Raw genomic sequence first — 19,646 nt, 5'->3', positions numbered from 1 at the left:
ATCGTGAAGCGGAATGCAAGGCTCACACCAGGCGCGACAGTATCGACGGCGATAGTATCTCTATCGCTACTATTGGCTCCGGGAGTCTTGATGCGTCGTTTCATCGGGCGGAACCACGAGCTGAGCGTGCTCCGCGACGCCTTGCAGGCGGTTCAGGACGCCGTCGGGTCGGCGAAGCCAGCCCGGTGCGTCCTCATGCGGGGAAGGCGGCGAGTCGGCAAGTCCAGCCTCGTCGAGGAGTTCCTCCGGCGTTCCGGGACGCCGAACCTCTTCTTCACCGCGGCGGGCGGCACCGCGGAGGACGAGCTGTCGGAGCTGGTCGACACCGTCGCCACATCCACTCTGCCGGAGCGGCGACTGTTCTCGGAGGAGACCCCGGGGCAGTGGAACGCGGCGTTGAGGCTGCTTTCGGACATCCTGCCCGACGACAGCCCAAGCGTCGTCGTCATCGACGAGGTTCCGTATCTCATGAACCGTATCGACGCCTTCGAGGGCATGCTCCAGCGGGCGTGGGACCGGCAGCTCAGCCGCAAGCCGGTGCTTCTCCTCCTCGTCGGGTCCGATCTGTCGATGATGGAGGCGCTGAACAGTTACGACCGCCCCTTTCACCAACGGGGCCGGGAAATGGTCGTGGGACCGCTCAACCCGGCCGACATCGGCGAGATGCTCGGCCTGTCCCCGGCAGCCGCCCTCGACGCCGCTCTGATCACGGGAGGCCTCCCCCTGATCTGCGCCGAGTGGCAGGCCGGAGCGGATGTCTGGACGTTCCTCCGCGACTCGCTGGACAACCCGATCTCGGCGCTGCTGGTCTCCGCCGAACGCTCACTGGCCGCGGAGTTTCCACCGCGGGCGATGAGCAGGGAAGTCCTGCGGGCAATCGGATCCGGCGAGCGGACCTTCACCAACATCGCGCGCGCGGCCGGCGGCATCGCCCACACCACTCTCACCCGAGCCACCGACGTCCTGACCGAGAAACGAGTCGTGGCCGCCGAGCTGCCGCTCTCACGGCGGCCCTCCAAGGAACGCCGCTACCGAGTGGCCGACCCTTACCTGCGTTTCTGGCTCGCGTTTCTGGATCCGCACATGGCGGAGATCGAGCGGCTACGGGGAGACCTCACGCTGAGCCGGATCAAGGAACAGTGGACGAGTTGGCGGGGCCGCGCGATCGAGCCCCTCGTCCGGGAGTCCCTCGCCCGCCTCCTGCCGGACGGGCACCTGCCCGCAGCCCCGGCGATCGGTGGGTACTGGACCCGCAGCAACGATGTCGAAATCGACCTGGTGGGCGCCGACCGGCAGCCGGTGGCCAAGCAGTTGCTCTTCCTCGGCTCGGTCAAGTGGCTGGAGAACTCCGCGTTCGACGGACACGATCTGGCCTCGCTGCAGAAGCACCGGGCGGCCCTCACCGACGAGCCGGTACCGCTCGTGGCGGTCTCCCGAAGCGGGGTCGGTTGTTCCGGCCTTCAGGCTGCGTACGGCCCGGAGGAACTGCTTGGCGCCTGGCGCAGGCGGGACAGGAGCGGAACCGGCTGAGAGGCGCGAGCACGGGCCATGGTGCGGTTCCCGCTCCGGTACGGCCGTGCCGCCGTCTACGACTTCCCGGGGTTCACCGGTACGACCCCCGTCCCCGCGTACAACTCCGGCTGGAGCGAGAGCACCACCCGCCCCGCCGGCCACTCCGCCGACGGCCGGGCGAGGTGCACGGCATGGACGATCCGCCAGTCCACGCCGTCACCGATGAGCGCCCCGGCGGCCAGCGCGGCGACGAGGTCGAGCGGTTCGACATCGAGGCCGGGCAGGCAGGCGATGTGCTCGCCCAGCCCTCCGCGTCCACTCTCGGCGGCGGCCAGGGAGAGCGCAGGCACGTGCCCGATCGCTTCCCCTTCGGCTGCCGCCACCGCGAGCCCGGACAACTGCCGGTGACCAGACCCCAGGGCGAGAAGTGCCGTGTGGTCCATGAGGAAAGGCGTCACGCGGCAGTCCCCCCACGGCCGCCGCCGGTACGGCGCGCGATGGTGTCGAGCAGCTCACGGCCGGCGGCCTCGTCCTCGGCGGTGACATCGACTCCCATGTGCTCGCGCAAGTACCCCCGGGCCACATCGCCGCGGGCCCGGAGCTCCGCGCGGGTGGGAGTCTCCGCTGCCAGCTGCTCCACCAGCGCCCGAATGGTCGTGCCGTGCTCGGCGGCCAGTATCCCCAGGCGGTCGCGCGCCGTCACGGAGACTTTGATGCTGGTGTCGGTGTGGTGCCCCATGGGCGCACTCTACTCACAGTAGAGCGCTCTCATCACCACAAACCGCGATGCGGCGGAAACCCGGGTGACCTCGACGCGCCGCCTCGCCTAGTGTCGGACGGTGCCCGAGTTGCAGCGGCTGGCCGCCGGCCATGCCCCGGCCGTCCTGGCCTTCGAGCTGGCGAACCGCGCCTACTTCGCCGCCTCGATCGCCGACCGCGGCGACGAGTTCTACGAACAGTTCACCGACCGGTACAGCGCCCTGCTGGCCGAGCAGGACGCAGGAATCTCCGCCTTCTACCTGCTCGTCGCCGAGGACGGCTCGGTCCTGGGCCGGTTCAACCTCTACGACCTCGAAGATGGCACCGCCGAACTCGGCTACCGGGTCGCGCAGCACGTCGCCGGCCGCGGCGTGGCGACCGCGACGGTCCGGGAGTTGTGCCGCCTGGCGGCGACGCGACACGGCCTGCGCACACTGCGGGCGGGTACGGCCCGCGAGAACGTCGCGTCCCAAAGGGTGCTGACCAAGGCCGGGTTCGTCCCGGCCGACCCTGCCGACAGCGCCCACCTCGGCGGAAAGCCGGGCATCTGGTATCAGCGCGACCTGGCAGCCCAGCCGTAGAGTGGGGAAGCCTGCGGCCACTTCTGATCAGTGGTCCCCTCCTCGGTACGCCGGTGTCGGCGCCCCGTGCCGCCGACGCTACGACCGGCCCGCCGCCGCGGTGAGCGGCCACCCGAGGTCCGGTGGCCCGGCACGGGCGCGTTGCGCCGGTCTCGTCGACGCTCTCCCACTCGGGCCGCTCATCCGCACCGCGGCGCTCCCACCTGTGTCCCACCGGCCACGCGCGCCGCCCCACCACCGTCCGACGAGCCGTCCGATCCGCGCCCCACACCCCGCTACGGCAGCGTCGTCGACGCCGTCGACGAACCGCCCGCCCCCGACCGGCCCCCCGGCCCGCTCCCCCGCCGGCCGGAGCCGGGCCTGACGAGCACCGGCGGCCCCAGCGCCAACCTGACCCACCGCGGCGAGAGCGTGACCCTGCGCGGTACCGGATACGTACGGGTGCGCTGGCAGATCGTGCCGCATGAGCGCCCCGGCGGTCTGGTCATGGCGTCCTGGACCGGGCTGGAGGGCCGGCTCTTCCACGTGGTCTCGGGCGGTGGCCGGCGGATGGACGACCTGAAGCCGGGCAGCCCGGACGAGACCTGGATGGGCTCGCCCGCGATCGGCACCACGGTGCTGCCCGCGGGCACCCAGCAGATGTGGCAGAACGAGTACTTCTGGCTCGACGGGGCCGTCACCCTCAACCAGAACGAACGCGGCGCGGACTACAACATCATCATCCAGCCCACCACCCGCGACGACCTCCTCGCCGACCTGCACACCGCCCCCGACCCCGCGGCCGGCCTCGTCCGCTACGGCCTCGTCCGCGACACCGGCGACAACCGCACCCCCGTACCCCAGTACCTCACCCGCACCCGCCCCCCCCGACCCCGCGACCGTCCCCCAGACCTCCAGGGTCGAGTAGCCGCCCGCGCTGTCGTCGGCCCGGTACTGTCCGCGGCCGATCGGATAGCCCGGCTCGGGATGTCGGGGACGGCCCATGCCGGGACGACGGGCGCAGAGCAGGGGCGGTGTCATGGGGTGAGGGGATGGCGCGGGTCGTCGAGCCAGAGGTGTTGGCCCTCCGACGTGACCGTCAGGCCGAACCGTCGGCGCTCCGGCTGCCCGTGCGCGATCCAGCGCAGGAAGGCGTCGGAGACCTCCTGCCACAGGTCGCGTTGCCCGAATGAAGTGACGCGGTAGTCGGTCGCTCCGGGAACGTAGTCGACGGCGGACCACGCACCCTCGTCCCGGTCGCCCTCGGCGAGCAGCATCGAGAACGCGCCCGACCCGTCGCCGGCCGGTGTCGGGATGCGGGCGACGCCGGGTACGAGGGCAGCGATCATCAGGTCTGCCCCGTACGAGCCGTCGGCCAGGGCCCGCGGGTCGAGCCGGGTCGTGGTTTCGCGGGCCTCGGTGGCGTGGTGCGGGTTCCACTTCACCGTGCGCCGCTGGGATCGCAGCATCATGTACGAGGCGGGGCCCGGGAACCGTCCGATCGCGCGGTCGTTGTCGTCGACCATGAGGCGGGTGAGCTGTCCGGAACCGTAGAGAGGTGCCCAGGGGGTCACGATGACGCCGCCGGGACGAGTCTGTTCGACCCACGCGTACGGGACGGTGGCCACCGCGCACGTGGCGTGCACGCGGTCGTAGGGGGCGTGAGCCGGGCAGCCGTCGGCACCGTCGCCGACGACGAGGTGCGGGGTGTACCCGGCGGCCGTGAGGTTCTTCTCGGCCTGCGCGGCGACCTGTGCGTCGACCTCGACGGACACGACGTTGGGTGCGCCGACCCTGCGCGAGAGAAGGGCAGCGGTCCACCCGGTTCCCGTGCCGACCTCCAGGACGCGATGGTGATCGCGGACGTCGAGGGCGTCGAGGGCGGCGAACACGATGCCGGGGGCGGAGGCCGAGCTGCTGGGCACCCCTTTCCCGGCGTGCAGGTCGCCCGCACCGTCGTCGAGTTGGGTGACGATCGACGCATCGGAGTAGACGGCCCGCATCCAGCCCTCGGGGTTCTCATCGCGGTCGATCGGGTAGCCGGGCTCGGGGCCGTCGGGTACGACCCACGCCGTGGCGGGAATGAACTGGTGCCGCGGCACGGCCTCGTAGACCGGTCGCCACGTGGGCGCGAGCCGGCCCGATGCGGTGAGTGCGTCCGCGAGCGTCGCCCGGGCGGTCCCCGTTCTCGTCATGTGTCGGCCCTCTTCATGAGTAGGTCGGTGAGGGCGCCGGCTACGCCAATCTCCGTCTTGGCAACGAGCCATCCACATTCGCCGCTCTGGTTTGTCTCCAGAAAGATCCAGCGGCCGGAGGTGTCGCGGATGAGGTCGACCGCGCCGAATCGCAGTCCGAGGCGCCGGTGCAGGGCGACGAGCCGTTGCGCTGTCTCATCAGGCAGCTCGATGGTCCGGTAGGTGAGCGAGTCGTAGTCGGATCGCCAGTCGGTACGAGCGGCTTCGGATGCGGCGTCGATCGCGACGGTGAAGACCTGTTCACCGACGATGATCGCGCGAGCCTCGTGATCTTTGTCGATCTGTTCTTGACACATGTGGGCGGTGCGTTCGAGGGCGGGGTCGCGCAACTCGTCGAGGACGCTGACGGGGCTGGTGTAGATGATGCGCACCTTGCCTTCGTCGGCATGCCAGATACCGGCGAGCGGCTTGTAGATGACGGGGCGCCCGAGTTCCTTTGCCCACTCGTAGGCGCGCTCGGGCTCGTTGGTGATGAGGGTCCGGGGGATGTCGAGGCCGACGGCTGCGGCTGCGGCGAGCTGGTTGGGCTTGTACTCGGTGCGGGCCGCGGCGGCGGGGTCGTTGACCCACAGGGCGCCGTCGAGAGCTTGCAGCACTCCGCCGAATCCGCGGCGTGCCTCGCCGTAGGCGAAGACGCGTTCAGCGCGGTTCATGCCCTCGGGCATGGTGAACTGTGTCGGCCGGCGGTAGTAGACGCTGCGCACGGCAGCGAGGTCGACGATGTCGCGCCCGGTGTCGGTGTCGACGAGCTGACCGGCCCATGTGGCGCCGGCGCCGATCTGAGCAGACATGCGCAGCTTGGTCGGGAAGTCAGTTGCGTCGATGCGTGCTACGGGGACGCCGCGGACGGCGAGCTCGGAGGTGACCCGGCTCGCCGTCCGGTCGTCCTCGTCGGTGATGACAAGGACGTGTGCCACGTTGGTCCCCTTTCTCAGTCGCTCTGCATCTCTTCGTTGTGTGGACCGCTGCCGTCGGGCGAGCCCTCACTCGTCTCCTTCGACCCGCCCTCGTGCGCACCGGCGGACGGCCGCGGGACGGTCAGGAACCGGAGGCCCCACGGACGCGCCGGGGTGGGCTGCTCGTCGGTGCTGGAGAGGATGTGCCGAATCGGGTTGAGCGGGAAGAGATCGCCGGTCCGGAAGAGGATCCCGCGCGACTCGCCGTCGGGCGAGTACAGGACGAGGTCGACCGGATCGGCATCGATGTGACCGGGCATCTTCATGCCGCGCTCCTTTCTTGCTCGGTGTCGTCCTTCGAAACGGTGCGGAAGTCGGTGTCGACCGACAAGGGCGCACCACCCGCGCCTGCGTGCGCGGGAGGAATAGTCAAGACCTGTGGATCGGCGTGTCACGCGGCTTGAGTTTCACGCCCTTTGATCGTCTGGTCGTTCGGTGATCTCGTTCTCGAATTCTTGGCTTGGTGCGGACCAGCGCGACCAAGTGCGGGTGTTCACGGCGCGCCGGCGGGTCTGGGGCGAACTTGACCAGCTTGAACGCCATCGTGACGCAGGCCGCCCTGCTCCAGGCCCTGGCAGTGACATGTCGTGCGGCACAGCTGGCGCGAGCGATGAGGTGACACGGACTGCATGGCGTCAATACCGCCCTGGGGTATAGTGGTGGAGTTACCGAGCGACGGAGGAGCCGGGATGTTTCTCATCGAGATCGCCTGCCCGCGCGGCGCGTTGACCGATGACGATCGAAGCGCGCTCGCCGGCGAGGTGTGCCAGGTGCTGCTCGGCGCAGAGAAGGGCGCGGCGGAGGAGACCATGCGCCGTGCCCGCGCGATGACCCATGTCGGCTTCCGTGAGCTTGACGGCTGGACCACCGGCGATGGTCCATGGACACCCGGGAATGCGCCGCCACTGTGGGTCACGCTCACGGTGCCGGAGGCGTGGCGCGCTGAGATGTCACGGACCGCCATTGGGGCGGTGCGTCGCGGGGTGCGCCGCCTCGATCGCTTGCACGCGTGGCAGCGCGCCGAGGGCGACCTGTGGGTCAACCTCGTCGGCATCGCCGACGGGAGCATCGGGATGGATGGCAAATCTTGCACCGCTGATGAAGTCGTCGGACGCATGACCGCTGAGTACCGGGCGCAGAACGATGCCGACGGCACCGACCTGCCCGAAGGGGTCGTGATCGACCCGATGTGCGGCATGCACGTACGGCTGCGGCCTGGCGCCCTCACACTCAAGCACGAGGGCCGGACGATGGGTTTCTGTGCATCCGCCTGCCGAGCTGCGTACGCCCGCGAGCACAGGCTGCCCGTCCCCGCCTGACGAGTACCCGTAGAAGCCCAGAGCGCCCAGCCGATAACTTCCTAGGCGGCTTCCTGCTGGGCAGTCTCGGTGGCGGGTCGTTCGATGAGTCTTCCGTTCTTGAAGGTGGCTCCGGCGCGGACCAGGGCAACGAGGTGGGGTGCGTTGACGGCTCGCCATCGGGCCTGGGCGGACTCGATGAGCTTGAAGACCATGGCCAGGGCCGCGACCCGGCTGCCGGCGCCCTTGGTGACCTTTGTGCGGAGCCGGACGGTGGCGAAGGTCGACTCGATCGGGTTGGTGGTCCGCAGGTGGATCCAGTGCTCGGCGGGAAAGTCGAAGAACGCCAGCAACTCGTCCTCATCGTCGGTGAGCCGCTTGACGACCTTGGGGTACTTCACCTGATAGGCCCGCTCGAAGGCGCGGACGGCCTGGACGGCGTGGTCCTTGTCCTCGGCGTTGTAGATCTCCTGGATCGCGCGCTTGGCCGCCGACTGGGCCGACTTCGGCAGCGCGTCCAGGACGTTGGCCGTTTTGTGCACCCAGCACCGTTGATGACATGTTTCGGGGAACACCTGGCCCAGCGCGTTCCAAAAGCCCAGCGCGCCGTCGCCCACGGCCAGCATCGGGGCACGCATGCCACGGCGGGCGCAGTCACGCAGCAGCCCCGCCCATGCCTCGGATGATTCGCGGTAGCCGTCACTCATCGCGATCAGCTCCTTCGTGCCGTCGGCCCGCACGCCCATCAGAACCAGCACAGCGGCTTTCACCTCCTCCAGGCGGATGCGCAGGTGGACGCCGTCGGCCCAGACGTAGACGTAGTCGGTGGCCGACAGATCGCGATCCTGGAATGCGGTGTGATCGGCCTGCCACTGCGTGGTCAGCCGGGTCACGGTCGCCGGGGAGAGGCCGGCCGCCGAACCGAGGAACTGCTCAAGGGCGGGCACGAAGTCGCCGGAGGACAGGCCATGCAGGCAGAGCAGCGGCAGCACCTCGCTGATCTTCGGGGACTTGCGGCACCACGGCGGCAGGATCGCCGAGGAGAACCTCCGTCGCTCGCCCGTGGCCTCATCGATCCGCTTGTCGTTCACCCGCGGCGCCTTGGCCTCGACCGCCCCGGCGGCAGTGGTGACCTTCCGCGGCTGGTGGTAGCCGTTGCGCACCACCAGGCGGCGGCCGGATTCGTCGCGCTGGTCGGCCAACTCGGATATATAAGTGTTGACTTCCGCTTCCAGGGCGGCGGCCAGCATCCGCCGCGCGCCCTCGCGGACTATCTCGTCGATCAGAGAGCCGTTCGGGGTGGAGCCATCGGCGTTTACTACGCTCAGCACGGGGCGTACCTTCCCGACCGACGTTCGCAGCGTCGGCCTACTCGGTGACCATCAATCGATCACTCGGGAAGGTACGCCCTTCGCGCGCTCCCCGAGGCCGATCCACAGGTCTTGAGCATTGCTCCGTGCGCGGTGCACAGGCGCGGAGTCGGCTGGAGGCTTGCCGCCGCCTCCGGGGGCGCGGTGCAGGGGAGCTTGAACAGCGCCCAGACGGCTTTGCCGGGGCCGGTGCGGTCGGAGGTGCCCCAGTCGTCGGCGAGGGCGTCGACCAGGTGCAGGCCGCGGCCGTAGTCGTCCATGGCGTCGGGATGGCGCAGGTGCGGGGGTGCGGTGCTGGCGTCGTGGACCTCGACGCGCACGGCGTCGTCCTCGACGGTGACGTGCACCCGGAACTCGCGTCCCCGAGGGGTGCCGTGCACGAGCGCATTGGTGGCGAGTTCGGACACGCACACGCGGATGTCGTCGGCGCGGTCGGCCGTGCCCACCAGGGCCGCGACGAAGTCGCGCGCTTTGCCGACCGAGACGGCACTCCGGGTGAACCCGCGCGCATAGGTGGTCATGGTGCTTACCTCGTTCCGGGTCGAGCCGAGCTGTGTCCGCGGGTGCGGTGGTGTTGTGCGCCCGTACGCCCCTTGTGTGAGCCCCTCGCAGGGCACTTGGTTACTTTCTGTGCGCCAACCATCACCCAACATGGCCGATGGCGGCTGCCGGGTACATGCGGGAGTCGTCACCGAATAGCCGTGGGTGACAGCGAATTGATACGCAGAGGGGTTCGACGAGGTGGAGTTGAACAGAGAAGAAGGCAAGCTCACGCCGCGGGTCAGGCTCGGCCGGCGGCTTCGCCGGCTCCGGGAGCGCAGGGGTCTGTCCCTCCGTCAGCTCTCCGAACGCGTAGGCGGCTTCCCGCACAGTTACTTGGGCAGGGTGGAACTCGGGGAACAGCTGCCCTCGGAAGCGCTGGTCAACGCCCTGGACGAATTCTTCGATACGGACGGTGTGCTGGCCGAACTGCTGGAGATGGAGCACGACCGGATCGTTCCGGACTACAGCCGGAGAGTCATCAGCAGGGAGCCCGAGGCGGAGCGCATCCAGGTCTTCAACAGCAGCGCCGTCCCGGCCCTGCTGCAGACCCCGGAATACACGCGAGCGATGTTCCGGGCATCCCAGTTGGGCAGATCCGAGGAACGGATCAATGAGCTGATCGACGTCCGCGTGAAGCGGCAGCGGATCCTGGACCGGGGAGGGCCGCCGTACTACTGGGGGATCATGGATGAATCGGCGCTCAGGCGCCCCATCGGTGACTCACGGTGCATGGCCGGGCAGATGGAGCATCTGCTGCAGCTCGCCGCCCGTCCGCACGTCACCGTGCAGATCCTCCCCTTCGGCAGCGGGGGACACCCCATTCTCGGAGGGAGCCTCACCTTGCACACGATGCCCGACGGCGCAACCATTGCCGGGATCGAGAGCTTCGGCTCCGGTGAACCCGTAGAGTCCCCGAGCAGGGTTCTCGTGCTGACGCAATGGTTCGACATGGTCCGCACGTTGGCCCTCACGGATGAAGAATCCCTGGATCTGATCCGCACATATTTGAAAGAGTACGCAGATGAACACGATTCCTGACGCATCGGCCCTCCCCGCCTGGCGCAAGTCCAGCTACAGCGAGAACGGTCAGGGCGGTTGCGTAGAGGTGTCGGACGGATACCCCCACGGCGTTCCGGTCCGTGACTCCAAGGACCCGCACGGCCCCGCGCTCATCTTCGAGTCGGCCGCCTGGTCGTCGTTCGTCGACGCCGTCAAGGACGGCGAGTTCCCCACCGCCTGAGCCTCGGCAGCCACCTGCGACCACCGCTCAACAACGGCGGCCCGGTGGGAATCTCCACCCCTGAGGGGTGGAGAACGTCTACCGCGCTGCCCGATGCTGGTGACCATGAGCCAAAGACGAGGTCTGATAGTGGCGTTGGCCATGGTGCTGCTCGCGACGGCGGCCGCGGTGGCGACGGGCGAGAGGCGGGCTGCCGCGGCTGCCGCCGTGTCGTTACGGGTGATGGACTGGAACGTGCAGGGCGGACAGGGCACCGACGGCGTTACGGACTTCGACCGGATCGTGTCCGTGATCAGGCAACAGAACCCGGACGTCGTGACGTTGCAGGAGCTGCACGACAACCGGGCGATCGGCGGCGAGAACCAGTGGCAGCGGCTGCTGGACGAATTCCCGGGCTACCAGGCGCACTTCGCGCGCAGCGACGACAACGCGTTCGGCGGCTCGGCCGGGAACCTGATCCTCAGCCGCTATCCGATCCAGGAGCGGCTGACGGTGCTGCTGCCGCAGTATCCGGCGGACACCACCGCCGTGCGCCGCAGCCTCGGCGGGGTGCGGATCGACGTCGGCGGCACCGACGTCCGGGTCTACACCACGCACCTGTCGGCCGGCGTGGGCGCCGAGGCGACCGAGCGGCGGGCGCGGCAGGCGCGGGCCGTCGTGGACCGCGTCTCGTCGTCGGCGATCATGCGGACGCCCGCGCTGCTCACCGGGGACCTCAACGTGCGGCCGGGCGACGCCATCCGGCCCTGGTTCGCGGCGCCCGGCTGGCTGGACGCGTGGACCCAGCTCAACGCCAACACCGGTGCCGACACCGTCACCCTGCCGGGGAACGGCGACGACGCGCGCATCGACTACGTCTACGCCACCCCGGCCTTCGACGTGACGGCCGCCAGGACGGTCACCACCGGCGCCTCCGACCACCGCCCGGTGGTCGTCGACGTCGCCGCCCACGACCCGGCCCTCGCGACGACGGGCACGGCGCTGGCCGACGCCGGCCAGGACGCCGGCTGGGCCAACGTCACGGCCTACGCGGACGCCAGCCTCCGGCTCCGCGTCTGCGACAACCGGGCGGACGGATGGGGCGTGCGGGCGTACGTCTCCGGCACGTCCGTGACCGGCAACGACCCAGCCTTCGCAGACCGCTGCTACACCTTCAACGCTCCGGCGGGCACGGCGAGTTCACCGACGGTCCGGGTCTGCCTCTACCAGGGCACGACGGAGAAGGAGTGCCGCGAGGCACGCGCCACGGCGGCCGGTTAGCCGCGGTTGAGTAGGGCCGTGCAGGCGCCGTCCGCGGCGCGGGCCGGCGCGGTGTCCGGCGGGGTGTCCGGCGGGGTGTGGCGGAAGAACGATTCGGTGGTGCCCGTGTGGACGACGCGGCCCTCGTCGAGGACGGTGACGTGATCTGCCTCCTCGGCGAGGGCCGCGATGTCGTGGGTGGACATCAGGACGCGGCCCTCGTCGCGCAGGGCGGCCAGGATGCCGCGGAAGACGCGGCGCTGGTCAGCCCTTCGCCAGGCGGGCCAGGGCCAGGTTCAGCTCCAGGACGTTGACCTTTTCGTTGCCCAGGAAGCCCAGGTCGCGGCCCTCCTCGTGGTCCTTCAGCAGGTTCTCCACCTCGGGCTTGGACAGACCGTTCTCCCTCGCCACCCGGTCCACCTGGATCTCCGCGTACGCCGGGGAGATGTGCGGGTCGATCGCCGAAGCCGAGCCGGTGACCGCGTCCTTCGGGACGTCCGCGACCGGGACGTCGTTGAACGCCGCCACCTGCTTACGGGCCTCCCTCACCGACTTCACCAGGGTCGCGTCGGAGGCGCCGAGTTGGGAGGAGCCGGTGGCCAGCGGGTCGTAGGCGCTGTTGGAGGGGCGGGGTTGGAACCACTTGGGGTCGGGCTTGTCCGTGCCCTTGATGTTCCAGGTCTGGCCTATCAGCTTCGAGCCCGCCTCCCGGCCTTCGTAGTCGATTTTCGAGCCGTTCGCCTTGTCGGAGAACGCGCCCTGCGCGATCCCCGTGATGACCAAGGGGTAGATCACGCCGGTGACCACGGTGAGGACCAGCAGCGCGCGCAGCGCGCTGAAGAGCAGCCGGGCGGTGGAGCGTGCGGAAGTGTTCATCAAGGTTCCTCAGCCGATTCCGGGGATGAGCGAGACGACGAGGTCGATCAGCTTGATGCCGGCGAACGGGGCCACCAGCCCGCCGAGGCCGTAGATGCCGATGTTGCGCCGGAGCATCCGGTCGGCGCTGACCGGCCGGTAGCGGACGCCCCGCAGGGCCAGCGGCACCAGCGCGACGATGATCAGCGCGTTGAAGACGACCGCGGAGAGGATCGCCGACTCCGGCGAGGACAGCCGCATGATGTTGAGGTCGTCCAGGCTCGGGTAGGCGACGGCGAACATCGCGGGGATGATCGCGAAGTACTTCGCGACGTCGTTGGCGATGGAGAACGTCGTCAGCGCCCCGCGGGTGATGAGGAGCTGTTTGCCGATCTCGACGATCTCGATGAGCTTTGTGGGGTCGGAGTCGAGGTCGACCATGTTCCCGGCCTCCTTGGCGGCGGAGGTGCCGGTGTTCATGGCGACGCCGACGTCGGCCTGGGCGAGGGCCGGGGCGTCGTTCGTGCCGTCGCCGGTCATCGCGACGAGCTTGCCTCCCGCCTGCTCGCGCTTGATGAGGGCTATCTTGTCCTCGGGGGTGGCCTCGGCGAGGAAGTCGTCCACGCCGGCCTCGTCCGCGATGGCCTTGGCCGTCTTGGCGTTGTCGCCGGTGATCATGACGGTCCTGATGCCCATCCGGCGCAGCTCGGCGAAGCGTTCCCGCATGCCCTCCTTGACGACGTCCTTGAGGTGGATGACGCCGAGGACCCGTGCGCCGCGGTCCTCGGCCACGGCTACGACCAGCGGGGTGCCGCCGGACTCGGAGATCGCGTCGACGACCTCGTGCACCTCGGCCGCCACCTCGCCGCCGTGCTCCCGGACCCAGGCGGTGACCGCGCCGGCGGCGCCCTTGCGGACCTGCCGGCCGTCCACGTCCACCCCGGACATCCGGGTCTGGGCGGTGAACGGCACCCAGGTGGCGTGGGCCAGCTCGCCCTCCGGGCGCTCGCGCAGCCGGTACTTCTCCTTCGCCAGTACGACGACGGAGCGGCCCTCGGGCGTCTCGTCGGCGAGCGACGACAGCTGGGCGGCGTCGGCCAGGTCGGCCACCTCCACCGTGCCGACCGGCCAGAACTCGGCGGCGTGGCGGTTGCCGAGGGTGATGGTGCCGGTTTTGTCCAGCAGCAGCGTGTCGACGTCGCCGGCGGCCTCGACGGCGCGGCCGGACATCGCGAGCACGTTGCGCTGCACCAGCCGGTCCATGCCCGCGATGCCGATCGCGGACAGCAGCGCTCCGATGGTCGTCGGGATGAGGCAGACGAGCAGCGCGGCGAGCACGACGAGGGACTGCTCGGCGCCCGCGTAGACCGCGAACGGCTGGAGCGTGACGACGGCGAGGAGGAAGACGACGGTGAGCGAGGCGAGCAGGATGTTCAGCGCGATCTCGTTCGGCGTCTTCTGCCGGGCCGCGCCCTCGACCAGCGCGATCATGCGGTCGATGAACGTCTCGCCGGGCTTGGCGGTGATGCGTACGACGATCCGGTCCGAGAGGACCTTCGTGCCGCCGGTGACCGCGGAGCGGTCGCCGCCCGACTCCCTGATCACCGGGGCGGATTCGCCGGTGATCGCGGACTCGTCGACGGAGGCGACGCCCTCGACCACGTCGCCGTCGCCGGGGATGATGTCGCCGGCCTCGCAGACGACGAGGTCGCCGACGCGGAGGTCGGTGCCGGGGACTCGTTCCTCGCCGGCAGCGGTACGGCGGCGGGCGACCGTGCCCGTCTTCGCCTTGCGCAGGGTGTCGGCCTGCGCCTTGCCGCGGCCCTCGGCGACGGCCTCCGCCAGGTTGGCGAAGATCACGGTGAGCCAGAGCCAGCAGGCGATGACCCAGCCGAACCAGTCGCCCGGGTCGGTGACCGCGAGGACCGTGGTCAGCACCGAGCCGATCTCGACCACGAACATGACCGGCGACTTCACCAGCGCCCGCGGGTCCAGCTTCCGCAGCGCGCCGGGTACGGACCGGGCCAGCTGCCCGGGGCCGAACAGCCCGCCGGCGATCCGGGGTCCGGGCTCGTGCGGTACGGGACCCGCGGGGGTGTGCGGGGGTTTCTGTGTCTGCATGGTCATGCGGCGAGTCCTTCGGCGAGCGGCCCGAGCGCGAGCGACGGGAAGAAGGTGAGCCCGGCGATGATGGCGATGCTGGCCACCAGTACGCCGGTGAACAGCGGCTTGTCGGTACGCAGCGTCCCGGCCGTCGCCGGTACGGGCCGCTGCTTGGCGAGCGAGCCGGCCAGCGCCAGCACGAACACCATCGGCAGGAACCGGCCGAGCAGCATGCACAGGCCGAGCGCGGTGTTGTGGAACCCGGTGTTCGCCGAGAAGCCCGCGAAGGCGCTGCCGTTGTTGTTGGAGGCGGAGGTGTAGGCGTAGAGGACCTCGGAGAAGCCGTGCGGGCCGGTGTTCGTCATCGACGACTCGCCGTTGCCGGTGCCCATCGCCAGCGCCGTGCCGGCGAGCACCAGCGCGGGGGTGATGAGGATGTAACAGGCCGCGAGCTTCATCTCGCGGGGCCCGATCTTCTTGCCGAGATACTCGGGCGTACGACCCACCATCAGCCCCGCGATGAACACCGCGACGATCGCCATGACCAGCATTCCGTACAGCCCGGAGCCGACGCCGCCGGGCGCGATCTCGCCGATCATCATGCCGAACAGCAGCACGCCGCCGGACAGGCCGGAGAAGGAGTCGTGGAAGGAGTTGACCGAGCCGGTCGACGTCATCGTCGTCGACACGGCGAAGAGCGACGAGGCACCCTCGCCGAAGCGCTGCTCCTTGCCCTCCATCGCGCCGCCCGCGAGCTGCGCGGCGGTGCCCGGGTGCGCGGTCTCCACCGCGGTCACGGCGATCACGCCGGCCAGCCAGATGCCGGCCATCGCGGCCACGATCGCGTAGCCCTGCCGGACGCTGCCGACCATCTTGCCGAAGGTGCGCGGCATGGCGAACGGGATGACGAGCAGGAGGAATATCTCCAGGAGGTTGGAGAGGCCGTTCGGGTTCTCGAAGGGGTGCGAGGAGTTGGCGTTGTAGAAGCCGCCGCCGTTGGTGCCGATCTCCTTGATGGCCTCCTGGGAGGCGACGGCGCCGCCGGTGAGGTGCTGGGTGTTCCCGGTCACCGTCGTCACGGCCTGCGTGTCGGAGAAGTTCTGGATCGCGCCGCACGCGACCAGCAGCACGGCCGCCACGACGGCCATCGGCAGCAGGATACGTATCGTGCCGCGCACCAGGTCCGCCCAGAAGTTGCCCAGCTCGCCGGTGCGGGCGCGGGCGAAGCCGCGGATCAGGGCGACCGCGACGGCCATGCCGACGGCGGCCGAGACGAAGTTCTGCACGGCCAGTCCGCCGGTCTGGGTGAGGTGGCCCATCGCCGACTCGCCCGAGTAGGACTGCCAGTTGGTGTTCGAGACGAAGGAGGCCGCGGTGTTGAACGCCTGGTCGGGGCTGATCGCCGCGAAGCCGAGGGAGAGCGGCAGCTTGTCCTGCAGCCGCTGGAGCAGGTAGAGGAACACGACGCCGGCCACGGAGAACGCGAGCACGGCACGCAGGTACGCGGGCCAGCGCATCTCGGCGTCGGGGTCGGCGCCGATGGCGCGGTAGATTCCGCGCTCGACGCGGCTGTGCTTCGTGCCGGAGTAGACCCCGGCCATGTAGTCGCCGAGGGGGCGGTGGACGAGCGCCAGGGCGGCGACCAGCGCCGACACCTGGAGCACGTCGGCGAGTATCGGGCTCACGCGGGACCTCAGAACTTCTCGGGGAAGACGAGGGCGAGGACCAGGTAGCCCAGCAGGGCGACGGCCACGATGAGACCCACCAGGTTGTCGGCGGTCACAGCTTGGCCACCCCCCGGGCGATGAGCGCCACCAGCGCGAAGACCGCGAGCGTGGTGACGACGAAGGCCACGTCGGCCATCGGATGCTCCTTGCTCCTGGACGGAGTCGAATCGAACGGACGTGTCCAGAGAAACCCCGGGGCGGGGCGGATGCGACCGTTGTTGACGGTGCCCTGACGGGGCGGGGGACCGCGTTGACGGGTTTCTTACGCAGGTGAGCGGCGTGCGGGGTGGCCGGGCGGGGTGGGGGCGGCACGGGTAGCCTGGTGACGGTGATGGCCACCGGTTCGCCGGGCGGGCCGTCCCTGCGGCGGTGGGGCCCGCCGTACCCGAACCGCGGTCGATCCCTGGGGGACGCCGCCAACGGTCCCTGCTTGCGATGACGCGTACCCTGAGACCGCGGTGCCCGGCGAGTAGGAGACGTCGTACCTGATGAAGCCCCCGCACTCCCCGGCCGTGGGCGAGCCCGTCGACCCGGATGTCGACCTCCACGTCCCCGTGCAGCGCCTCGGCACCTGGCGGGCGCAGGTTCCCGTGGTGGCCGTCGTGGCGCTGGGCGGCGCGACAGGCGCGTCTGCCCGCTACGGCGCGTCCCTGCTGTGGCCCACGGCCGGCGGCGGCTTCCCGTGGACCACGCTGGTGGTGAACGCGGTCGGCTGCGCGTTGATCGGCGTGTTCATGGTCGTGATCAGCGATGTGTGGGCGGCCCACAGGCTGGTGCGGCCGTTCTTCGGCACCGGGGTACTGGGCGGGTTCACGACGTTCTCGACCTATGCGGTCGACATCCAGAAGCTGGTCGACGCCGACCGGGCCCGCGTGGGGCTGGCCTACCTGGGGCTGACGCCGCTGGTGGCGCTGGCGGCGGTGTGGAGTGCGGCGTGGACGACACGCTGGATCGTGACGTGGAGGCAGGTATGACAAGGCTGACCGGTCGCGCGCTGCGCGTGACGATCTTCATCGGAGAGAACGACGTCTGGCACCGCAAGCCGCTGTACACCGAGATCGTGCACCGGGCCCGCAAGGTCGGGCTCGCGGGGGCGTCGGTGTTCCGTGGCATCGAGGGCTTCGGCGCCTCGTCGATGATCCACACCAGCAGGCTGCTGTCGCTGAGCGAGGACCTGCCCGTCGCCGTGGTCATCGTCGACGACGAACAGCGCGTCCGCAACTTCCTGCCGCAGCTGGACGACCTGGTCACCGAGGGCCTGGTGATCCTCGACGACTGCGAGGTCATCCGGTACGTCGGCAGGAGCGACGAGCACGCGAAGTGAACTGGCTGCTGGTCATCGCCGGCGCCGCCGTCGGCGCGCCCCTGCGGTACCTGACCGACCTGACGGTGCAGAAGCGGCACGACACCGTGTTCCCCTGGGGCACCTTCACCGTGAACGTGGCCGGCTGCCTGGCCCTGGGCCTGCTCACCGGCGCCGTCACCTACGGCGCCGCCTCCGACTCGGTACGGCTCCTGGTCGGCACCGGGCTGTGTGGGGCACTGACCACCTACTCGACGTTTTCGTACGAGACGATGCGGCTGGCGGAGACCGGGGCGAAGTTCTTCGCCGCCGCCAACGTCGTCGCCGGCGTCGTCGCCGGGCTCGGCGCGGCCTTCGTCGGCGCGGCGGTGGCGGAGGCGGTGTGGGGCTGAGTCCCCCGGGGCGCGAGAGCCGGGCCGCGGGCCCGGGGCGGGTCGGCGGGGCGGGGCGTACGCACCGGAAATCGGTGTGCCGCCCCCGGGCCGGTCGGGTGGCGTGCGCGTCGTGTCGAGCGCTGAGTCGGCCAGGGCGGGGGCGTTCGGTCACGCCGTCAGCCCTCTGAACCCTGCGCTCCCGTTGCGGGGCGTGATCGTGTCCGTGGCCTACGGCACCGGGGTCAGAGGGGGTCCGGGAGGAGGGGGAGGTCGAGGTCGAGGCCGCCGCCGTCGGAGTCGTCGTCCGAACCGCCGCCGGAGCCTCCGGAGCCGTCCGACCCGCTGCCGCTGCCGCTGCCGCTGCCGCTCTCGCTGCCGTCGCCGTCGCTGCCGTCCTCCGGGCTCGGCGTGGGCGTCGGGGTGGCGGTGGACGGGGGCGCCGACTCGGGTGCGGCGGTGTCCGGCGCCGTGACGCGGCCCTCCGCCGGGGTCGTGGTCGACGGAGCCGGGCGGTCCGTCGCCGGGGCCGGGCTCTCCGCCACCGGCCGGTCCGCGTCGCCGGCCGGCTGCGCCTGCTGCGCCGGCGGCGTCTGCGCCTCCGTGGGCTCCGTGTCGTCCGCCGCCGCCTTCGAGGGCCGGTCGCCGTCCGGGGTGGCCCTGCCGTCGTCGTCGGGCTCCTCGGACGGCAGCGGCTGCACCGGGACGTCCGCCCGGGCCGCGGAGCTTTCGGTCTTGGCCCCGCCTCCGCCGCCGAGGGCGTTCGCGGCGAGCAGCCCGCCGGACAGCACGGTCATGCCGGCCGCCGCCAGCCCGGCCAGCCGCCGGCTCCGCCGCTTGTACCGCCGGTGCCGCGACTTGGGTCGGTATGGCACGAGTTCGGCCCCGACGCCGCCGACGCCGCCGGCGTCGCGGTCGGCACCGGCTTCTGCCGCGTCCCGGTCCGCGCGCTGCGATCTGTCACCGTCCGCGAACAGCTCCAGGTCCCCGGGCGCAGGCCCGCCCGCCGGCACCGCGGGCAGCTGCAGCGCCGGCCCCTCGAGCGTCCCGTAGACCTCGGGCGCGCCCGTCGCGGGCACGTCCGCCCCGGGCAGGTCCATCCCGGGCACGCCACCCTCGGGCACGCCGCGCGGCGGAGCGCACCAGGGCGCTCCGGCCGGGTCGTGCCGACTGTCGCAACGCGGGCAGTAGATCGTCGTCACGGTCCTGCCGTCCTTCCGTCGCCCTGGGGGAGGAGTGCTCGACGATCGAACAATGTGCCAGCGCCGGAATCCCGCGGAGCACGAAGAATCCCCATAAGAAGTGCAGGGGTGAGACCTATCTCACACTCCCGGAAGTGGTGCAGACCGTCCCTTCTCCGGACATCGCACCCGCGCCCGCCGCCACCGTCGCCCCACGCGTACCGCAGGAAGGGCGGACGCCCTACGGCGCGTGTCGGCAGGTTCATTCGGGGCGCACGGAGGCACGCCTCGCAGCCGTACGGACGCCGGGCCCCGGCCGCCTCCGGAGCCGTACTCCTCGCCGATGGCCGCGGGCGGTGCGGTCTACGTCAGAG

General features: G+C 70.6%; 21 protein-coding genes and 1 pseudogene. 9 read left to right on the top strand and 13 right to left on the bottom strand.

Annotated features, from left to right (window positions below; translation table 11 throughout):
* Window positions 1–90 precede the first annotated feature (90 nt).
* Window positions 91–1,530 carry an ATP-binding protein gene (locus T328_RS22875; protein ID WP_496498065.1) on the top strand — a complete coding sequence of 480 codons (1,440 nt, stop codon included), beginning with the start codon at window positions 91–93 and terminating at the stop codon, window positions 1,528–1,530.
* A gap of 56 nt (window positions 1,531–1,586) precedes the next feature.
* Here the strand turns inward: T328_RS22875 and T328_RS22870 are convergent, their stop codons facing one another.
* On the bottom strand, window positions 1,587–1,970 hold the full coding sequence (locus T328_RS22870) for a PIN domain-containing protein (RefSeq protein ID WP_496498000.1): 384 nt from the start codon (window positions 1,968–1,970) through the stop codon (window positions 1,587–1,589).
* Entirely contained in the window at window positions 1,967–2,251 is a 285-nt protein-coding gene (locus T328_RS22865) for a hypothetical protein (RefSeq protein ID WP_496497999.1), read from the bottom strand. Before T328_RS22865 ends, T328_RS22870 begins: the two co-directional genes overlap by 4 nt.
* A 100-nt stretch (window positions 2,252–2,351) precedes the next feature.
* Between T328_RS22865 and T328_RS22860 the strand changes: the two genes are divergently transcribed.
* On the top strand, window positions 2,352–2,852 hold the full coding sequence (locus T328_RS22860; RefSeq protein WP_496497998.1) for a GNAT family N-acetyltransferase: 501 nt from the start codon (window positions 2,352–2,354) through the stop codon (window positions 2,850–2,852).
* 1,016 nt (window positions 2,853–3,868) lie between these two features.
* Here the strand turns inward: T328_RS22860 and T328_RS22855 are convergent.
* From T328_RS22855 to T328_RS22845, 3 genes are read right to left on the bottom strand one after another with little or no spacing between them, the layout of a single operon-like run.
* The gene (locus T328_RS22855; protein WP_496497997.1) at window positions 3,869–5,026 is read right to left on the bottom strand and encodes a methyltransferase domain-containing protein; all 1,158 of its coding nucleotides are present in this window, start codon (window positions 5,024–5,026) and stop codon (window positions 3,869–3,871) included.
* Complete coding sequence (tgmB, locus tag T328_RS22850) at window positions 5,023–6,003, bottom strand: ATP-grasp ribosomal peptide maturase (protein ID WP_496497996.1); 981 nt, start codon at window positions 6,001–6,003, stop codon at window positions 5,023–5,025. The genes T328_RS22855 and tgmB overlap by 4 nt, the downstream gene beginning before the upstream one ends.
* A gap of 14 nt (window positions 6,004–6,017) precedes the next feature.
* The gene (locus T328_RS22845) at window positions 6,018–6,308 is read right to left on the bottom strand and encodes a hypothetical protein (protein WP_496497995.1); all 291 of its coding nucleotides are present in this window, start codon (window positions 6,306–6,308) and stop codon (window positions 6,018–6,020) included.
* A gap of 423 nt (window positions 6,309–6,731) precedes the next feature.
* On the opposite strand from T328_RS22845, the gene T328_RS22840 reads away from it, so the two are divergent.
* Window positions 6,732–7,361: a hypothetical protein gene (locus T328_RS22840; RefSeq protein ID WP_496497994.1), complete on the top strand. Its 630-nt coding sequence runs from the start codon at window positions 6,732–6,734 to the stop codon at window positions 7,359–7,361.
* A 41-nt stretch (window positions 7,362–7,402) separates the two neighbouring features.
* Here the strand turns inward: T328_RS22840 and T328_RS22835 are convergent, their stop codons facing one another.
* Both T328_RS22835 and T328_RS22830 read right to left on the bottom strand, forming a co-directional pair.
* Window positions 7,403–8,671, bottom strand: coding sequence for an IS256 family transposase (locus T328_RS22835; RefSeq protein WP_496497993.1), 1,269 nt, complete (start codon window positions 8,669–8,671; stop codon window positions 7,403–7,405).
* 194 nt (window positions 8,672–8,865) lie between these two features.
* Window positions 8,866–9,231, bottom strand: a pseudogene (locus T328_RS22830) (ATP-binding protein); the annotation flags it as partial.
* Between the two features lie 220 nt (window positions 9,232–9,451).
* On the opposite strand from T328_RS22830, the gene T328_RS22825 reads away from it, so the two are divergent.
* From T328_RS22825 to T328_RS22815, 3 genes are all read left to right on the top strand, one after another.
* The gene (locus T328_RS22825) at window positions 9,452–10,291 is read left to right on the top strand and encodes a DUF5753 domain-containing protein (protein WP_496497992.1); all 840 of its coding nucleotides are present in this window, start codon (window positions 9,452–9,454) and stop codon (window positions 10,289–10,291) included.
* Window positions 10,275–10,493 carry a DUF397 domain-containing protein gene (locus T328_RS22820; protein WP_496497991.1) on the top strand — a complete coding sequence of 73 codons (219 nt, stop codon included), beginning with the start codon at window positions 10,275–10,277 and terminating at the stop codon, window positions 10,491–10,493. The genes T328_RS22825 and T328_RS22820 overlap by 17 nt, the downstream gene beginning before the upstream one ends.
* Before the next feature lie 105 nt (window positions 10,494–10,598).
* Window positions 10,599–11,753: an endonuclease/exonuclease/phosphatase family protein gene (locus tag T328_RS22815; protein ID WP_496497990.1), complete on the top strand. Its 1,155-nt coding sequence runs from the start codon at window positions 10,599–10,601 to the stop codon at window positions 11,751–11,753.
* Here T328_RS22815 and T328_RS22810 read toward each other — a convergent pair.
* From T328_RS22810 to kdpF, 5 genes are read right to left on the bottom strand one after another with little or no spacing between them, the layout of a single operon-like run.
* Window positions 11,750–11,938, bottom strand: a complete 189-nt coding sequence (locus tag T328_RS22810) for a hypothetical protein (protein ID WP_496497989.1) — start codon at window positions 11,936–11,938, stop codon at window positions 11,750–11,752. The two genes, T328_RS22815 and T328_RS22810, sit on opposite strands and share 4 nt — an antisense overlap.
* Window positions 11,939–11,996: 58 nt before the next feature.
* Window positions 11,997–12,608, bottom strand: a complete 612-nt coding sequence (kdpC, locus tag T328_RS22805; RefSeq protein WP_496497988.1) for a potassium-transporting ATPase subunit KdpC — start codon at window positions 12,606–12,608, stop codon at window positions 11,997–11,999.
* 9 nt (window positions 12,609–12,617) lie between these two features.
* Window positions 12,618–14,708 carry a potassium-transporting ATPase subunit KdpB gene (gene kdpB / locus T328_RS22800; RefSeq protein ID WP_496498064.1) on the bottom strand — a complete coding sequence of 697 codons (2,091 nt, stop codon included), beginning with the start codon at window positions 14,706–14,708 and terminating at the stop codon, window positions 12,618–12,620.
* 2 nt (window positions 14,709–14,710) lie between these two features.
* Window positions 14,711–16,375, bottom strand: coding sequence for a potassium-transporting ATPase subunit KdpA (gene kdpA, locus T328_RS22795; protein WP_496497987.1), 1,665 nt, complete (start codon window positions 16,373–16,375; stop codon window positions 14,711–14,713).
* Between the two features lie 8 nt (window positions 16,376–16,383).
* Window positions 16,384–16,473: a K(+)-transporting ATPase subunit F gene (kdpF, locus tag T328_RS22790; RefSeq protein WP_496497986.1), complete on the bottom strand. Its 90-nt coding sequence runs from the start codon at window positions 16,471–16,473 to the stop codon at window positions 16,384–16,386.
* A gap of 432 nt (window positions 16,474–16,905) precedes the next feature.
* Between kdpF and T328_RS22785 the strand changes: the two genes are divergently transcribed.
* Genes T328_RS22785 through crcB form a run of 3 tightly spaced genes read left to right on the top strand, consistent with a single transcriptional unit; the run spans window position 16,906 to window position 18,112 of the window.
* Window positions 16,906–17,391, top strand: coding sequence for a fluoride efflux transporter FluC (locus tag T328_RS22785; RefSeq protein ID WP_496497985.1), 486 nt, complete (start codon window positions 16,906–16,908; stop codon window positions 17,389–17,391).
* Window positions 17,388–17,741 (top strand): DUF190 domain-containing protein, encoded by a 354-nt coding sequence (locus T328_RS22780; protein ID WP_496497984.1) that lies wholly within the window; start codon window positions 17,388–17,390, stop codon window positions 17,739–17,741. The genes T328_RS22785 and T328_RS22780 overlap by 4 nt, the downstream gene beginning before the upstream one ends.
* On the top strand, window positions 17,738–18,112 hold the full coding sequence (crcB, locus tag T328_RS22775) for a fluoride efflux transporter CrcB (RefSeq protein WP_496497983.1): 375 nt from the start codon (window positions 17,738–17,740) through the stop codon (window positions 18,110–18,112). The genes T328_RS22780 and crcB overlap by 4 nt, the downstream gene beginning before the upstream one ends.
* Before the next feature lie 224 nt (window positions 18,113–18,336).
* On the opposite strand, the gene T328_RS22770 is transcribed toward crcB, so the two are convergent.
* Window positions 18,337–19,191: a hypothetical protein gene (locus tag T328_RS22770; protein WP_496497982.1), complete on the bottom strand. Its 855-nt coding sequence runs from the start codon at window positions 19,189–19,191 to the stop codon at window positions 18,337–18,339.
* Between the last annotated feature and the right edge of the window lie 455 nt (window positions 19,192–19,646).

It is taken from the genome of Streptomyces sp. CNX435, assembly GCF_059570575.1.
The sequence above is the reverse complement of the archived record's forward strand: the minus strand, read 5'-3'. Positions and strand labels throughout refer to the sequence as shown.